11 protein-coding genes are annotated in these 16,525 nt (G+C 69.4%); 2 read left to right on the top strand and 9 right to left on the bottom strand.

What is annotated here, in order from left to right:
- Nucleotides 1-23: 23 nt before the first annotated feature.
- The 5 genes from ACODT5_RS12250 to ACODT5_RS12230 all read right to left on the bottom strand — a co-directional run bounded on the left by ACODT5_RS12250 (nucleotide 24) and on the right by ACODT5_RS12230 (nucleotide 5,966).
- Nucleotides 24-2,528, bottom strand: coding sequence for an Hsp70 family protein (locus ACODT5_RS12250; RefSeq protein ID WP_422519193.1), 2,505 nt, complete (start codon nucleotides 2,526-2,528; stop codon nucleotides 24-26).
- 128 nt (nucleotides 2,529-2,656) lie between these two features.
- A complete protein-coding gene (grpE, locus tag ACODT5_RS12245) occupies nucleotides 2,657-3,298 on the bottom strand; it encodes a nucleotide exchange factor GrpE (RefSeq protein ID WP_422519192.1) in 642 nt (213 codons plus the stop codon).
- Entirely contained in the window at nucleotides 3,295-3,579 is a 285-nt protein-coding gene (locus tag ACODT5_RS12240) for a hypothetical protein (protein ID WP_422519191.1), read from the bottom strand. Before ACODT5_RS12240 ends, grpE begins: the two co-directional genes overlap by 4 nt.
- Nucleotides 3,576-5,399, bottom strand: a complete 1,824-nt coding sequence (locus ACODT5_RS12235) for a hypothetical protein (RefSeq protein WP_422519190.1) — start codon at nucleotides 5,397-5,399, stop codon at nucleotides 3,576-3,578. The genes ACODT5_RS12240 and ACODT5_RS12235 overlap by 4 nt, the downstream gene beginning before the upstream one ends.
- Before the next feature lie 117 nt (nucleotides 5,400-5,516).
- Entirely contained in the window at nucleotides 5,517-5,966 is a 450-nt protein-coding gene (locus ACODT5_RS12230; protein WP_422519189.1) for an ATP-binding protein, read from the bottom strand.
- 173 nt (nucleotides 5,967-6,139) lie between these two features.
- On the opposite strand from ACODT5_RS12230, the gene ACODT5_RS12225 reads away from it, so the two are divergent.
- A complete protein-coding gene (locus tag ACODT5_RS12225) occupies nucleotides 6,140-7,018 on the top strand; it encodes a helix-turn-helix domain-containing protein (RefSeq protein WP_422519188.1) in 879 nt (292 codons plus the stop codon).
- Nucleotides 7,015-7,206 carry a DUF397 domain-containing protein gene (locus tag ACODT5_RS12220; protein WP_422519187.1) on the top strand — a complete coding sequence of 64 codons (192 nt, stop codon included), beginning with the start codon at nucleotides 7,015-7,017 and terminating at the stop codon, nucleotides 7,204-7,206. Before ACODT5_RS12225 ends, ACODT5_RS12220 begins: the two co-directional genes overlap by 4 nt.
- Before the next feature lie 13 nt (nucleotides 7,207-7,219).
- On the opposite strand, the gene ACODT5_RS12215 is transcribed toward ACODT5_RS12220, so the two are convergent.
- Genes ACODT5_RS12215 through ACODT5_RS12200 form a run of 4 tightly spaced genes read right to left on the bottom strand, consistent with a single transcriptional unit; the run spans nucleotide 7,220 to nucleotide 16,513 of the window.
- Nucleotides 7,220-8,866: a hypothetical protein gene (locus ACODT5_RS12215; protein WP_422519186.1), complete on the bottom strand. Its 1,647-nt coding sequence runs from the start codon at nucleotides 8,864-8,866 to the stop codon at nucleotides 7,220-7,222.
- Between the two features lie 55 nt (nucleotides 8,867-8,921).
- Nucleotides 8,922-9,404, bottom strand: coding sequence for a hypothetical protein (locus tag ACODT5_RS12210; RefSeq protein ID WP_422519185.1), 483 nt, complete (start codon nucleotides 9,402-9,404; stop codon nucleotides 8,922-8,924).
- 24 nt (nucleotides 9,405-9,428) lie between these two features.
- Nucleotides 9,429-13,556, bottom strand: coding sequence for an Eco57I restriction-modification methylase domain-containing protein (locus tag ACODT5_RS12205; protein ID WP_422519184.1), 4,128 nt, complete (start codon nucleotides 13,554-13,556; stop codon nucleotides 9,429-9,431).
- A complete protein-coding gene (locus ACODT5_RS12200) occupies nucleotides 13,556-16,513 on the bottom strand; it encodes a DEAD/DEAH box helicase (protein ID WP_422519183.1) in 2,958 nt (985 codons plus the stop codon). The genes ACODT5_RS12205 and ACODT5_RS12200 overlap by 1 nt, the downstream gene beginning before the upstream one ends.
- Nucleotides 16,514-16,525: the final 12 nt, after the last annotated feature.

Here is a 16,525-nt window from a genome sequence, read left to right as displayed (position 1 = left end):
GTTCCGCAGGGCGACCGGAGCCGTTACCGCTTGGACGGCAACACACCTCCGGTGGAGGAGGGCTTGCTCACTTCCGTGAACTGACCGCGGCCTTGGTTGTAAAGGCGTCCAAGATGTACGACCTGGGTGTCCTGGGCAGCCTCGTCCCCGCGTTCCACGGCGCTGCGCAAGGCGTCGCGGGCGGCCAAGACCTCCTTGCGGAGGGTCGCCGGGTAGGAGTCCTGCTCGGCGAACCGGATCGCGAGGATCGAGGTGCGGACCGCCGGGTCGAGCCCGGTCCAGAGTTCGTTCGCCCGCTCGGTGGCCGCTCGCATCGAGTCGGTGTTCATGGCCCTGCGCGCGTCCATGACCGCCTCGCCGGCTTTGCGCAGTTCCTCCAGGAGTGCCGGCGGCAGCAGTCCGCGCCCACCACTGGCGCCGAGCATCGCGAGGGCGGCAGCATTTCGGGCCTCCTTGCACAGGTCCAGGGTCTCGCGCGCGGAGTCCAGCAGGCCGTCCAGGGAGCGGCTCACGCTCTCCCCCCTGCCGAGCGCTGCCAGGTCCGCCATGGTTTCAGTGAGGAGGTCCCGCTCGGCGGGGGTTACTCCCTGGCCCCACTCCTTCAAGAAGTCGGCGTAGAGGCCGTGGAGTTCGTTGGCCTTCCGGCCGATGACAGCGGACGCCATGCTGCGCCGGAGCTGGCCACCGGTCCAGTCGTCGGAGCCGAGGCGGTACTGCAGGGCGATGGTCCGGTCGCGGTCGAGCCGCACCTGAAGTGTGAGCGGTACCTCTCCCCGGATTGCGGCGGCTTGCGTGCCGACCCAACTGCCGCAGAATTCGTTGCGCTGCGCCGAGCGGTGGTGCGGTCCCTCCCAGAGGTGGAAGCGCACCGATCGATCGTTCTCGCCACGCACGACGAGGCCGTCCACACGGTGCCATTGCGTCGGATAGCGGGTGCCGCCGGGGAAGAGGACCTCCAGGGTGCCGTCGGAGAGCTCGAGTCCGATGTTCTGTGCCGTGACCTGTTCGGCAGGGGCGGTGCCGAACAGGTCACCACAGAACGAACACGCCGTCATGCCGGTGGCGTTGACCATGCCGCAGCCGGTGCACTTCAGGCCGCCGGCGTCCAGAGGGTTGTCGCAGTCGAGGCACACGGTTGCGGCGACGGGATTGTCGGCCCGGCCGCAGTTCGGGCATTCCGTGAACACGGCCGCGGGGGTGGACGTGCGCAGTGCGGAGATGTCCGTGGTGCACACGGGGCAGGCTGCGGTGAGCTCCGGTGCGGGTACGTGGCAGGCAGGGCAGTCCACCGTGGCCGGGCCGAGCAGCGGAGTGGCGCAGCCCGGGCAGGCGTCGGCGGTGACGGGGATGCCCTCGATGGTGCACGTCTCGGCGGGGCAATCGAGCGTGCCGAGGAGGCCGGCCTCCACGGCGGCGCCGTGGGCGACGGCCATCATGGGGTCGACCGCGTCCGACACGGTGTCCTCGCCGAAGAGATCCTGCAGTGTGCGCCGGACGGCCGGGATGTGGGTGGATCCGCCGACCAGGAGGACACGCTGAACGTCCTCGGGGAGCGAGTCGCCCGCTGTCAGTACCGACTCGACCGTGGTCTGCATGGTGTGCAGGTACTCGGTGAGGAGCGTTTCGAAGGCGGGGCGACGCACGGTTCCGGACCAGGATCCGCCCTGGCTGCCGAGCGGAGCGAGGGTCACTTCGGAGGTGTCCCGCGAGGAGAGTTCGATTTTGGCGCGCTCGGCGGCGGCCCGGATCCGCGAGGCGTCCCCTTCGCCGCTGTGGTCCCGCCCGGCCAGCTGCTCGCGGAGGTGACCGTCGAGCAGGGCATCGAAGTCGGATCCGCCGAGGAGGTTGTTCCCGCCCAGCTTGTCCACGGAGAAGTAGCCCGGACCGATCGTCAGCAGTGACACGTCGAAGGTTCCGCCGCCCAGGTCGAAGACGAGCACGGTGGCGTGGTCCTCGGTACCGCTCCCGTTCGGCCCGATGCCGAAAGCGTGTGCGGCGGCGGTCGGCTCCGGCACGATCCGTGCCACATGGAACCCGGCCAGCCGCCCGGCTTCACGTACCGCGTTGATCTGCGGCTCGGCGAAGTACGCGGGCACGGTGATCACCGCACGCCGAAAGGGTACGCCCGCGGCGCTCTCGGCGTCCTTCCTGAGCTGTCGCAGCAGGATGGCGGAGGCCTGCACCGGCGAGACGTAGTGTTCGCCGAGCCGGATCTCCACCGTGCCGTCACTGCTCTCCCGGACGGGCGGCGCATCGTGCGGACGTGCACGCAGCGCTTGCTGGACGAGCTCGTCCTCCCAGCGGCGCCCGATCAGCCGCTTCACCTCTGTGATCACGGAACGGGGCTCACCGGAGCGCCAGTTGATGGCTTCCTGGCCAACCAGCAATACGCCGCGGGAATCGACCCCGAGAGCTGATGGGGTGCTCTGTCCACCCTGCCGGTTGGGCAGGACGACGGGGACACCGTCGTGCAGCCAGGCCGTGACGGAGTTGGTGGTGCCGAGGTCGATGCCGAGAGTCCGGTGCATGGAATGTTGCTTCCTGGTCGTCGTGGAGCGTCGGAGGCACGAGATACGGGAGGGACACGAGGCCTACGGGAGGCCGTGCTCGTCGGGCTGCCGGGCGGCGGGCCCGGCCTCGGAGGGCGGCCGCCAGGTCAGGTGGGACGGGAGCGGCGCCCCCGTCCGGCCGAGGGCTTGCGCGGCAGGATCCGCTGGGAGCGAGTGGTGCGCCGCGGCTGGGTCCGCTTGCCCCCGGCAGGCTTCGTCCGAGCACGCGCCCCTGCCGGATCTGGGCCGTCCTCGGCCACCGGGGTAGGCGCGGGTTCCGGTGTGGGGCCGGGCACCGCGATGAGCACCTCCGCGGGTCGCAGAGTGGCGGCGCCCAGGCGGAACCCGGTCAGTCGCTCCCTCAGGACCGTGCCGTCCGGCCAGCTGGGATGCGGTTCCGTACCGACGACGCGCATCTCCCCAGGATCGACGGCCTTGCCCAGCACGTCCATCGGGCTGACATCGTTCCGGGCGAACTCACCGCGGAGCATCAGATGTGCCGCCTCGATCTGCTCGCTCAGTGCGATGGTGGCTGATGCCACCTCACGCGCGGACCGGGCCTCGTACAGAGCGCCGGTGCGGCGGTGCGTGTCGGCGAGCAGGTCGTCGAGCGGCAACAGGGAGCTCAGCAGGGAATGGAGCCGCGCTTCGGCCTCGTCGCGCTTACGGGACAGGGCATCGACCCGGCGTCGTAGTTTGTCCAGTTCGGACGGCGGGCCGTTCGGTGCGGCCGGGGCGCGATCGGTCACGAGTCTTCCTCGGTGTCATGGTGGGGCAGCGGAGGGGTGAGCATCTCGGCGACGAGCGTGGTGACGGCGCTGTCGGAGGCCAGGCCGGCCCGGCGGATCAGTTCCTGCCCGACCGGATCCAGGCGGGCTTCGGTACGTGCCCGTCCGAGCTGTCTGCGCAGCGCAGGGAGCCGAGTGCCCGGTGTGATGCCGGGGACGAGTTCGTAGAGTGTGGGACCGAACCAGGGGATCGGGGGTGCTTCGGCACCTTGGATACCCGGGGCGGGCTCATCGACGGTCAAAAGAGGGCCCCCTGTCCGAAGTCGTCGTGAGGGAGTCCAGGGGCGGGGCCGAACAACAAGCCCTGGTCGGGCAATCCGGCGCCGATGCGTTGCGCGCACACACGATCGCGCTGCGCCCCGCCGACGTCGCCTTCCGATGCGCGCGCCTCGGCGCGGCGGAGGTAGGCGGCCTTCACGGTCTGATCGAAGCGTGCGTTGACACCCGGGCGCATCCGGTCCCGCAGGAACAGCTCGATGACGGCGGTCGGTGATGCGGAGGTCTCAAGGTGCTCGGCGAGGTCGAGCACGGCCGCCCCGTATGTCTCCCCGGCATGGCCATGGTCAGGGCCCGCGATGTCGACAGCCGTACCCAGCAGGTCGACACGACGCTCCAGCTCCGCGCGCGTGCTCCCGGTTCCGGAAGCCAGGGCGAGCTTGATCGACAGGTCGACGAGCAGGCTGCTGACGACGCTCTCTCCATAGGGGCCCTCGCCACCGCTGTACCGGAGAGCGTTGCGCGCCGCGGCCCGGGCTGTCGATGTGTCCCCACTCGACAAGGCGGCCGTGGCCTGCGCGGTGTAGTGATCCTTCAGCCAGCTCCTGGCCGGTGCCCAGGCCGGGTCGCGCCGCAGCAGGTCCTCCACGGCACCCAAGGGGATCTCGTCCCGGGGCTGAGTCCCACTGTGCACCCGGACGAGGTCCAGCCTCAGAAGGCCGTCGAGGCCGGACTGGGCGTCCTGGTCCTGCGGGGACACGACCAGCGCCCGTGCGAACCGCCTCCTGCTCTGCACAGGGTCACTGCCGAGGACCGTCCGCCCCTGTCTGACCAACACGGCGGCGAGTTCGGCGGCCAGTGATCCGTCCCGGGGCAGCAGGGCATGCGCCAGCTCCAGACCCACGATGCGTGCCAGGGTGGTGTAGCCGATCCCGTGATTGGTCCGCCCGACATTCTTGCCCGCGCGAAGCACGGCTGACCGGTCGGCGGCGTCGAGGGTGCGCCCGAGCCGTGTGGCCGTACTGAAATCAGTGAGCGCCTCGCGCCACTCGCCGGCTCCTGCCCGCTCCCTGCCGCGTGCCGCGAGGGCCCGATTGAGCGGGTCGGCGCACGCGCGGTGCTCGGGTGAGCCCGCCGTCCAACTGCCCTGGTCCGGGTGGCGTGCGGTGTAGGCGTCAAGGAGGGCGGGGCGCCGGCCCTGGTCCAGAAGATGCCAGGCGGCGTCCCCCATCGGGATCAAGCCCTCGATCCCTGCGTCGGCGGGGACGACCACCGGGAAGGCGCACTCGGCCTCCCACGCCGTTTCCCAAGCGGCGAGGGCATCGCGCCCGGCGCGGACGTCCAGAGCGTGCATCAGGTCGGTGACGCGCCGGGCCAGCAGGCCGCGGGCCTCCTCCCAGAGCTCGTCGGACACGGGAGTGCCGCGCCGCTGAGTGAGCAGCCCGCGGAAGCCACCGGGGTCATCCTCCTCCAGGAGGTACGCCCACAGAAGGATCGCGAGCGCGGCGGTGCCGGCCTCATCGTGCCGTCCCTCCTCGGCGAGCCTGCGGAGGGCGCCTACCGCGAGAGCGTGCACGATCCCCGTGGATGCCGCCTCCAGCTCGTCGGTCCCGGGGCACGAGTCCACCGCCTCCGCCCAGTTGCCCGCCCGCGCTGCCAGGGCGCCACGGAGTACGGCGGACCGGACGGCGGTGTCGTCGGCGGATGTACCGAACTCGTTCTGAAATCGGCGGAAAAGTGGTACTGCCAACCTGAACTCGGCACGCAGAAAGGCCCGCTCGGCGGATTCGAGCAGGCGGTCCGCCGTGACGGTCCGGCTGGGTTCACCGGTTTCGTCCACGCGCACGATCTATGGCCCCCTGGTCCCCGAGGTAGCACTGGCCACGGTAGAGAGGTGCGTTGGCGACGTCAACGCATGATCAGGTGGCGTGGCTGATTCTGTCTGCCGTTCCGGTGGCTTGGCTCATTCGAGGGGCGGAATGCCGATCTCCGCTCGGACGGTCTTGCCGCTGGGCGGGAAGGGGAGCGTCTCCCAGCGGTCGGCGAGGGCGGCGACGAGCGCGAGGCCGCGGCCACCCGCGTGCAGCGCTTGGGGTGCCACGGCGGGGGATGGTGTCGCCGGCAGGCGGTCCCCGCGGGCGTCGGTGACATCGACGCGGAGGAAGCCCGATGAGGCGTCGAACACGAGCGACAACCGGAAGCTGCGACCGGGCCGGAGGCCGTGGAGGACGGCATTGGCGGCGAGTTCCGCGATGACGTGCTCCGCACGCTCTGTGAGGTCGTGCGGAGCGCCCCACGATCGAAGCTGGACCACGCCGAGGAGGCGGGCGAGGCGGGCGCCGCGGCGGGTTGACGACAGGAGCTGAGTGAAGGTGTGTGGATGCGAGGTCAGTTGGGGAATGGGCTGGCTCATGGCATCAGCGTGATGATCGGAGGTGGCTGCACGCCAGCACCGCCCCCCGTACGCGGAGTCAGCGTACGGGCGCATGGAGTAGACGGTACGTGGGCTTCGCCATCACGCTGAGTGGTGAACGCAGGCTGTGGCGTGGAGCTGTCGTGGGTCCGGTACGGAGAGAGGGGCGGCGGATGGACATCGTCGAGGGGGAGGCAGCCGGCGGCGGCGCCCAGGCGGTACCGGCAGGGGAGTGGGAGCGGGAGCCGCACCCGTCGGACAGCCTGCGCACGTTCGGTGCGGTCGTCCAGGCGCTGCGCGAGCACGCGGGCCTCAGCCGGGCCGAGCTCGCCGTCCGTGTCCGGTACTCCAAGCACACCGTGGAGTCGGTGGAGTTGGGTCGCCGAATGCCGGACGAGCCTTTCGTGGAGCGTGCCGAGGGGGCGACGGGCAACACCGGCGCCCTACGCATGGCCGCCCGCCACCTCAGCCGGGGCGAGGTCGGCCTGGCGGCATGGTTCCGGAGGTGGGCGCGGCTGGAGCGGGAGGCGGTGAGCCTGTCCACGTACGAGTGCCGGCTGGTGCCGGGGCTGTTGCAGTCGGAGGCGTACGCGCGGGCGGTGTTCGAGGGCACGATCCCGCTGCGGACCGACGAGGAGCTGGAGGCGCAGCTGACTGCCCGGATGGAGCGACAGAGGATGATGCGGGAGCGGCCCACCGTGCCGTTCAGCTTCATCGTGGAGGAGCACGTGTTCCGGCGGCGGTTTGGGGGCGCGGAGGCGATGCGCGAGCTGCTGGACCACGTACTTGAGCGCATCGTGCCGCGTAATGTGACGCTCCAAGTAGTACCGCTGGACGCGGGACTGCACGCCTGCCTGGACGGGCCGGTGCGGATTCTGGAGACCCTCTCGGGCCAGCGGCTCGGCTACTCCGAGGGTCAGCAGAACGGTCGGTTGATCTCGGACCGGAAAGAGGTGAGCTTGCTCTGTCAGCGTTATGAAACACTGCGCTCGCAGGCCCTGAGCCCTGTGGAATCCACGGGCCTGCTGGAGCGACTGCGAGGAGAGCTATGAACATCGGAACCACGGAACTTGCCTGGTTCAAGTCCAGTTATAGCGGGAGTCAGGGCGACGACTGCGTGGAGATCGCAATCGCCGAGCAGGCCGTTCACGTACGGGACTCGAAGGATGTGACGCGTCCGGCCTTCGCTGTGGGGCGCGAAGGATGGACGCCGTTCGTGCGGTTCGCTGCAGGGCGCTGAGGGTTCGGCGTACTCAGGTGAGGGTGTTGCGCAGGTGTGGGCCGAGGTAGCCCACGTAGACCTTTCCGGACCGGGGGCCGTCTTCGTAGAAGTGGAGGCGCGGGGCGATCGTGTTGCCTCCGCCGATCTTCAGATGGGCCTGCATGAACGCCCGGCCGCTCGGGTCGACCGTCACCGGGACGGGGAGGGAGCGCTCACCGCGCAGTTTCCCGCTCTTGGCGACCGTGTCGGACTCACGCATGGCCACCTTGGCAGCCGGGAAGGGGAACGTGCTGGACTCGGCGGACTTGCACCAGCTCAGGAAGTCACCGCCGGCCTTGCCGTCGGCGGAGGCCTCGGCGAAGTGGTTGAGCGCGAGCAGGCCGTCCCAGGCGACGTTCAGCCAGTTGTCCACCGACTGGCTGTCGAGGGTCTGGGCGGGCTTGCGATTGCCCGTGAACGAGATGTACGGAAGCTCGCCTAGCCGATCCAGAAGATCCGCGAAGGATGTCGGATAGGTGATGGCCGGGGCCTCGGTCGGAACGTAGGCGGCAGTGAATTCCCCGAGGGACTGCAGACGTTCGCGCAGGTAGCTGATGAGGCGCTGGGACTCCTGCACCTTGTCGTACAGTTCTTCGTTCTCGCCCCGCAGCTGGTCTGTTCCCCGCTCGGCCTTGGCGAGTTCCGCGTACAGGTCGTTGATCTCGTCGACCCGCATGGCTTCGGCACGCTCGGCCTCGTCCAGGAGCGCGGTGAGCGCGGCGTTGTCGGCGCGGAGCTGGACGACGTCCGTCCCGTCCGGATTCGGCCGGGGCCGAGACCGGTGACGAGGAACGCTGAGCAGAGCGGCGGGCAGCGTGTGACGGGAGGAGATTCGCTGCGGCAGCGCGGCCAGGATGGACGCGGCGCGGTGGATGTTGACTTCGATGGTCCGGCGCGACATGACGGGATGCCGCTGCGCGTCGGGCTTCCAGGCCGGGTCGAGGCCCGGAACGTAGGTGCGGACTCCACCGCCGAACACGGGGTGGTACTCCAGCGCCGCGTTGAACTTGGCCTGCGCCTCCGGGGTGAGGACGTAGAGCACGGCCAGCCCGTGCAGGTTGCGGAAGAGGGGTTCCACGACGGAGCGCGACCAGTCGTCAGGGTTCTTTCCGTACGGCACCGTGGCGATGACGACGGGCAACCGGCGATTGGCGTCGCACAGTTCTTCGATCAGGTCGTCCACATCGTCGGCCTCAATGAAGGCCGGCACGACGGCGACGTCAGCCTGTCCGTCGCGTGCCTCCAGTTTATCGAGGAGGAGACGGACGATCTTCGGGGTGTTGGCCCGCTTGGGGAACTCCCTTTCGCCGGCCGGCTGGTGTTCGATGTCGACCTGCACCCAGGTGCGGCCCTTGTCCTCCGCCAGTCCGGAGCGCACGACGAGTGTCGACTGCCACGTGCCCGAGGCGGCGGTAGGCGTCTCGCGCATGCGCCAACGGCTGTACGCGCCGTTCATGCCGGATTCGAAGTCACGGTCGAGGACGGCGTGAGGGGCTATCTCGGTCCGTCCCTCGTTCACCCCGGAAGTGTCGTACTCCTTCTCGAGGAGCCATTCGATGAGCTGTCGCTCTGCGACGGCACAGGTGTCGACGTAGTTCCGCTCGGTCGAGACGACCATGCGATAGCCGCGCGGTTCCATGGATTCTGTTCCCTTCCGCCGACCCACCCCGGGGTGCCTGAGGGGCGAGTCGGTCCTATCCGTCGTGGGATGCCGCCCTGTGGCTGTAGCCGAGAGCGGTGCGATTGATGAAACGGTCACCGAGGTCGCGAACGGGCGTGGACGGTGACTTCTGTGCGGCCTTCGCGGGGGGTGTCCTCGCCGGGGACTTCTTGGTCGTGGTTCGCCCAGCCGCGGGAGTGTTGCGTGCCTCGAACTTCCTTTGCAGGAGGGAGAGGTGCTCGCGCTCCTGAGTGGTCTGATCGGCGGGCAGAGCGCTGACGAGAGCGCGGGCCCGGCTGAGCATGTAGCGGGCTTGGGCCCAGCGCTTGGCGTTGATCGCCGTACGAATCACCGCGAGGGTCTGCTGCAACGCCTTGGCCTTCGCGGCCTGCCGCCGGGGCAGCGGGAACTCGGCCCCACTGCCCCGGCGCTGCCCGGCGGCCCGCGTGCCCCAGTCCGCGCCTGAGGTCAGGACGACGGTCGAGCGCGGATTGCTGGTCTGGCTTCTGCGAACCACTGGGCGTTGCCTTCTTGGGATGGGTCAGCTGTGACGGGGTCCCTGGCCGGGGGGCGGGGTGAGGGTGGAACGGTAGCTGCCGGACTCGCCCTCGGTGAGCGGGTTTTCCATGGTCAGGCCGGCGGCGGCCATCCGGTCGTACTCGGAGAGGATCAGGTTCTTGGTGCGGTACTCGCCGTGCGCCTTGATGTCGTTGTCGCGGGTGACATTGAAGGTGTCGAGGATGTAGGCGGTGTCGTCGCGGGTGATGCCGTAGAGATGGAAGAACAGAGCGTCCAGTTCGGCGCGGATGACGGCACGGCGCTCGGGGTCCCAACGGAATGGGGCGCCGGTGTCGCCGAGGTCGCGGGCGAAGGGAGACATATCGGCAGCGGTGTAGGTGAGTTCGAGGACGCGGGGGGTGATGAGAGGTAGATGTGGTTCGACCGTACGGGGACTGACTACGGGCAGCTGCTGCCAGATAAAGAAGTTCATTGTGACTCCGCTGACCTTTTGGCGGCTGGAGAAATCATGAACAAAGGAAGACTGGCAGGCAATGAGCGATGCGAGTGCGGTCGCGTCGAGATCCGAGGTCATGACGGGGACTTTGTTGCCCACTCCAGACCGGGGGAAGACGAACGAGATGGCCGTTCGCTCATCGCTCGCCCGACAGATATCCCGCCACCCCATCAGCCAGTGCCGGTCCCACCCCTTGGCGGACAGGCGGCGGCGCACGCCGGGGATCCTGATCTCTGTGCCGTTCTTGTTGGCTTCGCCGGTCGCTACGTCATGCTCCGGAACCCAGTAGCGGGGCAGCGGCACGGCGGCGGCGTCCTGGTGTTGTTCCAGGGTGAAGCGCGGAAGCGTCCCCTTGTTGAGCTGCTTTTCCGTGGCGTTCTCATACGTGGAGAAGCGGTGGTCGTAGTGGTGGAGCATCTTCGCCTCGTATAGCGGGAGCAGGCGCTCCTCGCCACGGACGAGAACGTTGCCGTCTGCGATCCATCCTGCTTTGAGGAGATCGTCGAAGGTCTCACCGTTCTGGGCAGCAGGACGAAAGAGATGCGAGTCGTTTGACATATCAAACATACGTGCAAATGAGATGCCCCAGGGGTTCCCGCCCACCTGCTTCGTCTCGTCGATCAAGACTGGCACGCGACGATAGACGCCCAGAGTGATGTCTGCATCCCGCCTGCTGCTGAACACAGGGCAAGTCCCGGTGTTCGGGTTCATGGTCAGGATGTCCTCAGCTGAGAGCAGGTAACTCCGATCGATGATCTGCTCAGGCTGGCGCACCTTGAACACCATCCGGATGGGCTCATGGAGGTTGCCCGAGCCTCGCAGCATAAACAGGCAGAACCGCAGCTGGTTGTGAACCTCGGCGAAGACCTTGTCTTCGTTCTCGAAGTCGTAAAGAGCGGCAAGCTGTCCCTTCGTGACGATGTCCTTGAGGAAGAACTGCGTCGTTGCGTCTGTAGCAATCCCCGTCGGCACGATCACACCTGTCCGCCCGCGCGGTCCCGTCAGCGTCCGATCTGTCTCCGCGAAGACGGCGTACGTGTTGATGTCACCTCGCCCGGTTAGCGGGAAGCGGGCGCTGGCACGCAGGAAGTGACTCTCGCCCTCCGCACGGCGCTTGGCGGCTTCGAACTCGGCATACAGATGCGCACCGTCGCGGTCGTCGCGTAGTTCGCCGATGAGACGTTTGCGGGCGGCGGCATTCGTGGCCTCGGCGATGCGAGGGTCGCGTTGGGCGAAGAACTCCTGTTCCTGGAGCTTCACTCGCTCCCACGGCGGATTCCCCACCACCGCGTCGAACCCACCCGCCCAGCCCGTCCCCGGCTGAACACCGGCACCCGACTCCGGGACGGAGAAGACCTCCGGGAACTCCAGGTGCCAGTGGAAGAAGTGGTAGTCATCCCGGAGCCGCAGGATCTCGGCGTGCGTCGTGTCCGGCACCACCGACTGGTCACGCGCGCGCAGGGCGCGGAAGACCTGGTCAGTCGGGGCCTCTGGGGCGCCGTCGCGCTTCGGCCAGACGAACGCCGCGCACCAGGCGTCGGCCGCGTGGAGATCGTGGACGTACGCGGTCGACTCCGTGTAGGCGCGGTAGGCCGACTCCTGTGCCCGTACCTGCTCCAGGAGGTCGGAGGGAGCGGTCGTGATACGGGCGAGTTCGGCGGCGTACCGCTCGTTCCCGGGCAGGGTGTCCGTGTCGAACAGCAGCTCGTCCTGGCCGCCCCGCTGGGCCTTGTTGCGCTTGACGAGGCCGGCCGCGTACTTCCGGTCGTCGCCCTCGATCGGCTTGAAGGCGTCCTCCGGGATGCCGTCCGCCAGCAGCTTCGGCGTCGTGCCGATCAGGCCGTTGCCGCGCTTCACGTGGGCGTCCAGGAAGCCGAGCGCCTTGCCCGGCTCCATGGCCTCCAGCCACAGGGAGACCTTGGCCAGCTCCACGGCCATGGGGTTGAGGTCAACGCCGTAGATGCAGCGTGCTACGACCTCGTGGAGGGCGTGCCGCATGGCGTCGAGCGTCGGCTCCGGGTTGCGCTCGCGTACGGACGCCACGCGCTTGGCGATGCGCCGGGCTGAGGCCACGAGGAAATGGCCGGAGCCGCAGGCCGGGTCGCAGACCGTCAGGGAGAGCAGCTCGGCGACGATGTCGTCGGCCGGGTCGGGGCGGCCGGCGGCGGTGGCACGCTGCTCGCCCCGCTTGACGGCATCGTCTATCACCGGGTCGAGCGTGGTGTCGAGCAGGCACTCGATGAGGGAGGACGGGGTGTAGTAACTACCCGTCGTCTTGCGGGTGTTGCCCGCCACCTCGACCAGCTCGAAGGACCGGTCCGTCGCGGAGTGCTTGGGCTCCAGCTCAAGGAGGGACTCGTAGACCGAACCCAGTTCCTCGGCGTCCAGGTGGCGGTAGTCGACGGAGCGCCAGCGGCGGGCGCCGGGGTCGCGGACCTGGGCTAGGTGGCGGACAGCGCTGAGCAGTGACTCGTTGGAGAGCTGCAGGTCGTCGAGCGGGGCGTCGGTCTCGGTGGGGGAGAAGAGGCCGCCGAGCCCGGGCAGGGCCAGTTCGGGGCGGCCGCCCTCCGTGCCGAGGGCGCCCAGGACGATGCGCAGGGCCGCGTACTGGTCACCGTGGGCGGTGCCCTGACGGCGGCGGGCGCGTTCGCGCAGCCGGACGGAGGAGAAGTAGCCCTCGTACACGTCCCGCTGCGCCGCCTTGTCGGCATCCGGGTCCAGCAGGGCACCGCGGTCCTCGGCGACGAAGACGAAGAGCAGGCGGTAGACGAGGCGCAGCAGGGCGTCCCGGAGGGCCTTCGGGTCGGTGTTCTCGCGCAGTCGGGCATTGTCCGGGTGGCGCAGGAAGCCGGTGCCGAGGACGGTCAGGGCGTTCTGGACGCCCAGGCGGAGCTGGTCCAGGGCGCGGGCGCCGGAGGTGACGGCTTCGGCGCGCCACTTCTCCAGCCAGCATCCCGAAGCCGCCGTACCTTCCGCCACCGTGAACCGGGAGGCGTGCAGGAGGCTGTACAGCAGGACGAACTCGCTGAACAGCTCGCCGTCGAAGAGGGATTCCAGATCGAACTCGACGTAGGCCGCGGTGGAGAAGGACGAGGAGTCGCGCAGCAGGCGCAGGCGGCGGCCGTTGGTGAGGACGGCCCACACGTGGGCCTCGGTGCGGTTGAGGCAGTCCTGGAGCATGGACTGCGGCGGGACCTGGCCGGAGGCCGGGCGCTTGTCGAGTTCCTGGTTCCAGGGGATCTGGTGGATGAGCGCGGGGCCGTGGCGGTGGGAGACCTGGAAGCGCTTGTCCGGGTCGGAGTCGGCCGGGATGCCGGCCGAGCCGACCTCCGTCAGCGCGCCGAAGTCCAGCTTGCGGAAGAGCTGGGCGAGCCAGTCGGTGCCGGCCCGCCCGGTCGGGTCGGCGGCGGGCGCGCCGGTCTTCGGGTCCGACGGCAGGGCGGTGCGCAGGTCGCGCCAGAGCGGCTTGAGGTACTCCCAGGCCCGCTCGGCCTCGTCGCGTACGGGCACAGAGGCAGGCAGGCCGTAGTCGGCGGACTTGGTGCCCGGCAGGTTCCGCGCCTCGGCGATGCGCAGCAGCATGTCGGAGGGGAGCAGTCCGCCGACCGTGGTGACGGAGGTGAAGGCCAGTGCGGTGCGGGTGGCGGCGGACATCAGGCTTCGGCTCCGGACACGGTAGAAGCGGACACGGTGGCGGGCTGTTGCGGCAGGTAGACGTAGACGCCGAGGACGTCGGCGGGCTCCTGCGGGACAACCTTGAGGCCGCGGACGATCTCGTCGTTGGCCTTGCGGACCCGGCGGTGTGAGGCATCGAGTTCGGCGGCCAGGCGCGTGCCGTACTCGGTGAGGTGCGCAGCCAGGCCCGGCAGGCCGGCCAGGTCCTTGGAGATCTGGTTGCGGACCAGCTGCTCGTGGGTGTTGGCCGTGGCGCGGGCCGCGAGGAGTGCGGCGGTGGCGTCCTCGTCCAACCAGCGGGCGCGCGACGCCGCACCCTCGTAGGCGAGCAGCCGGGCGTCCTCGGCGACGAGCTGCTGCGGGCCGGTGCGGGACGGCAGAGTGAGGTGGAAGCGGTAGCGGACCAGCAGGAGCGTGGTGCGGACGGTGACCGAATCCGTGGTGACGACACCGCAACGGCGGGCCGGCCGGGGCCCGGGGGTGTTCGCGTCGAGTGCCGAGTCCAAGACGTACGAGGCGATGGCGCCGATGGCAGGGTCGGTGCGGACCAGAGCGGCTTCGCCGCGGCCGATCGCGGGCGCCGCGCGGAAGGAGATCGCGCGGTCCTCCTCGACGAGCCGTCCGCCGAGTGTGGCGGCGAGCGCGTCGCGCAGGCCGGCCGGGGCGCCGCCGGCCTGGGCCGTGAAGTCACCGGTCCCGTCACGCGGGTCGCGGACCAGAGCATTCAGCTCGCGCAGGGCGTCCAGGGCGAAGCCGCGGACCTCCTCGGCGCCGCCCAGCGCGGCCCGCACTGCGGCGACCTCGCGCGCGACCTCCTCCGGGTGGATGGAACGCTGGGCGTACTTGGAGCGGGAGGTCTTCTCACGCTCGGCGGCCGAGTTCCACTCGCGCTCGATGCGGTCGAACGAGTCCTGGTGGCCGTCCAGGTCGAACAGGCTCTCCTGGCTGCCCTGCCGTCCGTGCAGCAGCAGCCACTCCACGACGGCGTCGGTGACACCGGAGGCGGTCTCGTCGGGGACGGAGACGGAGATGCCCAGGTCCTTCAAGATCTGCCGGTGCTTCATGAAGAGCACCTCCAGGACCTTGCCGTCGATGCCGTTGTCCTCGCCGAACATGGTGATGACACGGACCTGGTCGCGCTTCTGCCCGTAGCGGTCGACACGGCCCTCACGCTGGTCGTGGCGGGTGGGGTTCCAAGCCAGGTCGTAGTGGACGACGGCGTCGAAGTGGTGCTGGAGGTTGACGCCTTCGGAGAGGCAGTCGGTGGCGATGAGGACGCGGCGGGCGGCCGGGTCGCGGTCCTCGCCCGCGGCCTCTACGGCCAGCTGCTCGATGCGCTCAAGGCGCTGCTGAGGGGAGAGCGTGCCGGTGACCGCGGCGATCTTCGTCTTCTTGCCGAGCTTGCCCTTGAGCTGAGTGGCGAGGTAGTCGGCGGTGGGGATGTAGCGGCAGAAGACGATCGGGTGGTAGCCGTCGGCGATCAGGCCCTTCAGATGCCGGGTGAGCGCCTTCAGCTTCGCGTCCTCGGCCGGGCCGACGAGCGCGGCGGCCCGCTGGGACAGTTCGAGCAGCCGGGCGCCCGCCTCCTCCGACTCGGCAGCGCCCGGCGCGACGTCCATGCCTTCGAGGCGGTCGTTGTCGGCGGAGTCGGAGGCCACCGGGGCACCCAGCGCATCCGCCTCCTGAGCGGTACGGGCGGTCGCGGACTCGGAGCGCGTCTTGAGGGTCTGCGCGGCGGCCGCGGGCGAGGACACCATCGAGCGCAGCAGCGCGATCACCGACCACCAGGCGATCCGGGCCTCACGCCTGCCCTGTTCCCCCGCTGCCGTCACGCGGTCCCGCGCATAGGCGATGGCGTCGTCGAGCAGAGCTCGGTAGGCGGGCGACAGCTTGTACGGCTCGTCCTTCGTCCAGCGGTCGGACGGGAAGGCGGTCCGCTCGGCCAGGGAGTCGTCGGCGAGACCGTCCTCCTTCGTGAGGTACTCGCGGACGTCGGCGCGCTTGCGGGCCACGAAATGCTCGGCGAGCTTGGCCCGTCCCGCGGGGGATTCCAGGTCCAGCGTCGCGAGTTCGGGCCGCACCAGGCCGAGCAGGTTGCGGAAAGCGGACTCCTTGCCGGAGTGCGGGGTCGCGGTCAGCAGCAGCAGGTGCCGGTCGGCCTTGGCGGAGACCTTGCGCAGCAGCTCGTAACGGAGCTGGCTCGAGTTGGACGTGGAGACCTGTCCCGCATCGTCTGCGGCCACGCAGGAATGGGCCTCGTCGACGATCACCAGGTCGGGGCAGCGCAGTATGAAGTCCTCGCGGTGCCGGGTCGACTTGATGAAGTCCGTGGAGATGATCGTGTAAGGGTGCTTCTCGAACAGCGACTGGCCCAGCTCGAGGCCGCGCTCCAGGCGTGACACCGTGGAGGACAGGACGAGTTCGGCGTCGATACCGAACTTCTCCCGCAGTTCGGACTGCCACTGCTCGGCCAGCGAGGGGGAGCACAGCACTGCGAGCCGGGACGCCTCACCCTGCGCGAGGAGCTCCTTGGCGATCAGGCCGGCCTCGACCGTCTTCCCGATGCCGACGTCGTCCGAGATCAGCAGCCGTACGGTCCGCTGCCGCAGCGCCATCAGCAGCGGGACCAGCTGGTAGGCCCTGGGCTCCACGGCGATGGAAGCGAGCGAGCGGAACGGGCCCGCACCCGAACGGAACCCGATCCGGAGGGCGGTGCGCAGTAGAGCGGCGGAGCGCTGGTCACCCAAGTCGGCGGGGCTCGGCGCAGCGAACTCGGCGGGACGCACTTCTTCGAAGGTGGGGAAGACGGCCGCGATGTCGTCCTCGCTCCCACCCAGAGGACGCAGGAGCAGCATGTCGGAGGTGCTCTTGGGCAGCACCACCCATTCCCGGCCACGGGCGGCGACCAGAGAGCCGACTGTGTACGTGAGGCTCATGAGATGTCTCAG

The organism is Streptomyces tatrensis (assembly GCF_049310065.1).
GTDB lineage: Bacteria > Actinomycetota > Actinomycetes > Streptomycetales > Streptomycetaceae > Streptomyces.
The sequence above is the reverse complement of the archived record's forward strand: the minus strand, read 5'-3'. Positions and strand labels throughout refer to the sequence as shown.

Excerpts from the sequence above, each read along its gene's own strand:
- ACODT5_RS12225 (WP_422519188.1), top strand. The coding sequence starts at position 6,140 with ATGGACATCGTCGAGGGGGAGGCAGCCGGCGGCGGCGCCCAGGCGGTA.
- ACODT5_RS12205 (WP_422519184.1), bottom strand. The coding sequence starts at position 13,556 with ATGTCCGCCGCCACCCGCACCGCACTGGCCTTCACCTCCGTCACCACG.
- ACODT5_RS12250 (WP_422519193.1), bottom strand. The coding sequence starts at position 2,528 with ATGCACCGGACTCTCGGCATCGACCTCGGCACCACCAACTCCGTCACG.
- ACODT5_RS12220 (WP_422519187.1), top strand. The coding sequence starts at position 7,015 with ATGAACATCGGAACCACGGAACTTGCCTGGTTCAAGTCCAGTTATAGC.
- ACODT5_RS12215 (WP_422519186.1), bottom strand. The coding sequence starts at position 8,866 with ATGGAACCGCGCGGCTATCGCATGGTCGTCTCGACCGAGCGGAACTAC.
- ACODT5_RS12200 (WP_422519183.1), bottom strand. The coding sequence starts at position 16,513 with ATGAGCCTCACGTACACAGTCGGCTCTCTGGTCGCCGCCCGTGGCCGG.
- ACODT5_RS12230 (WP_422519189.1), bottom strand. The coding sequence starts at position 5,966 with ATGAGCCAGCCCATTCCCCAACTGACCTCGCATCCACACACCTTCACT.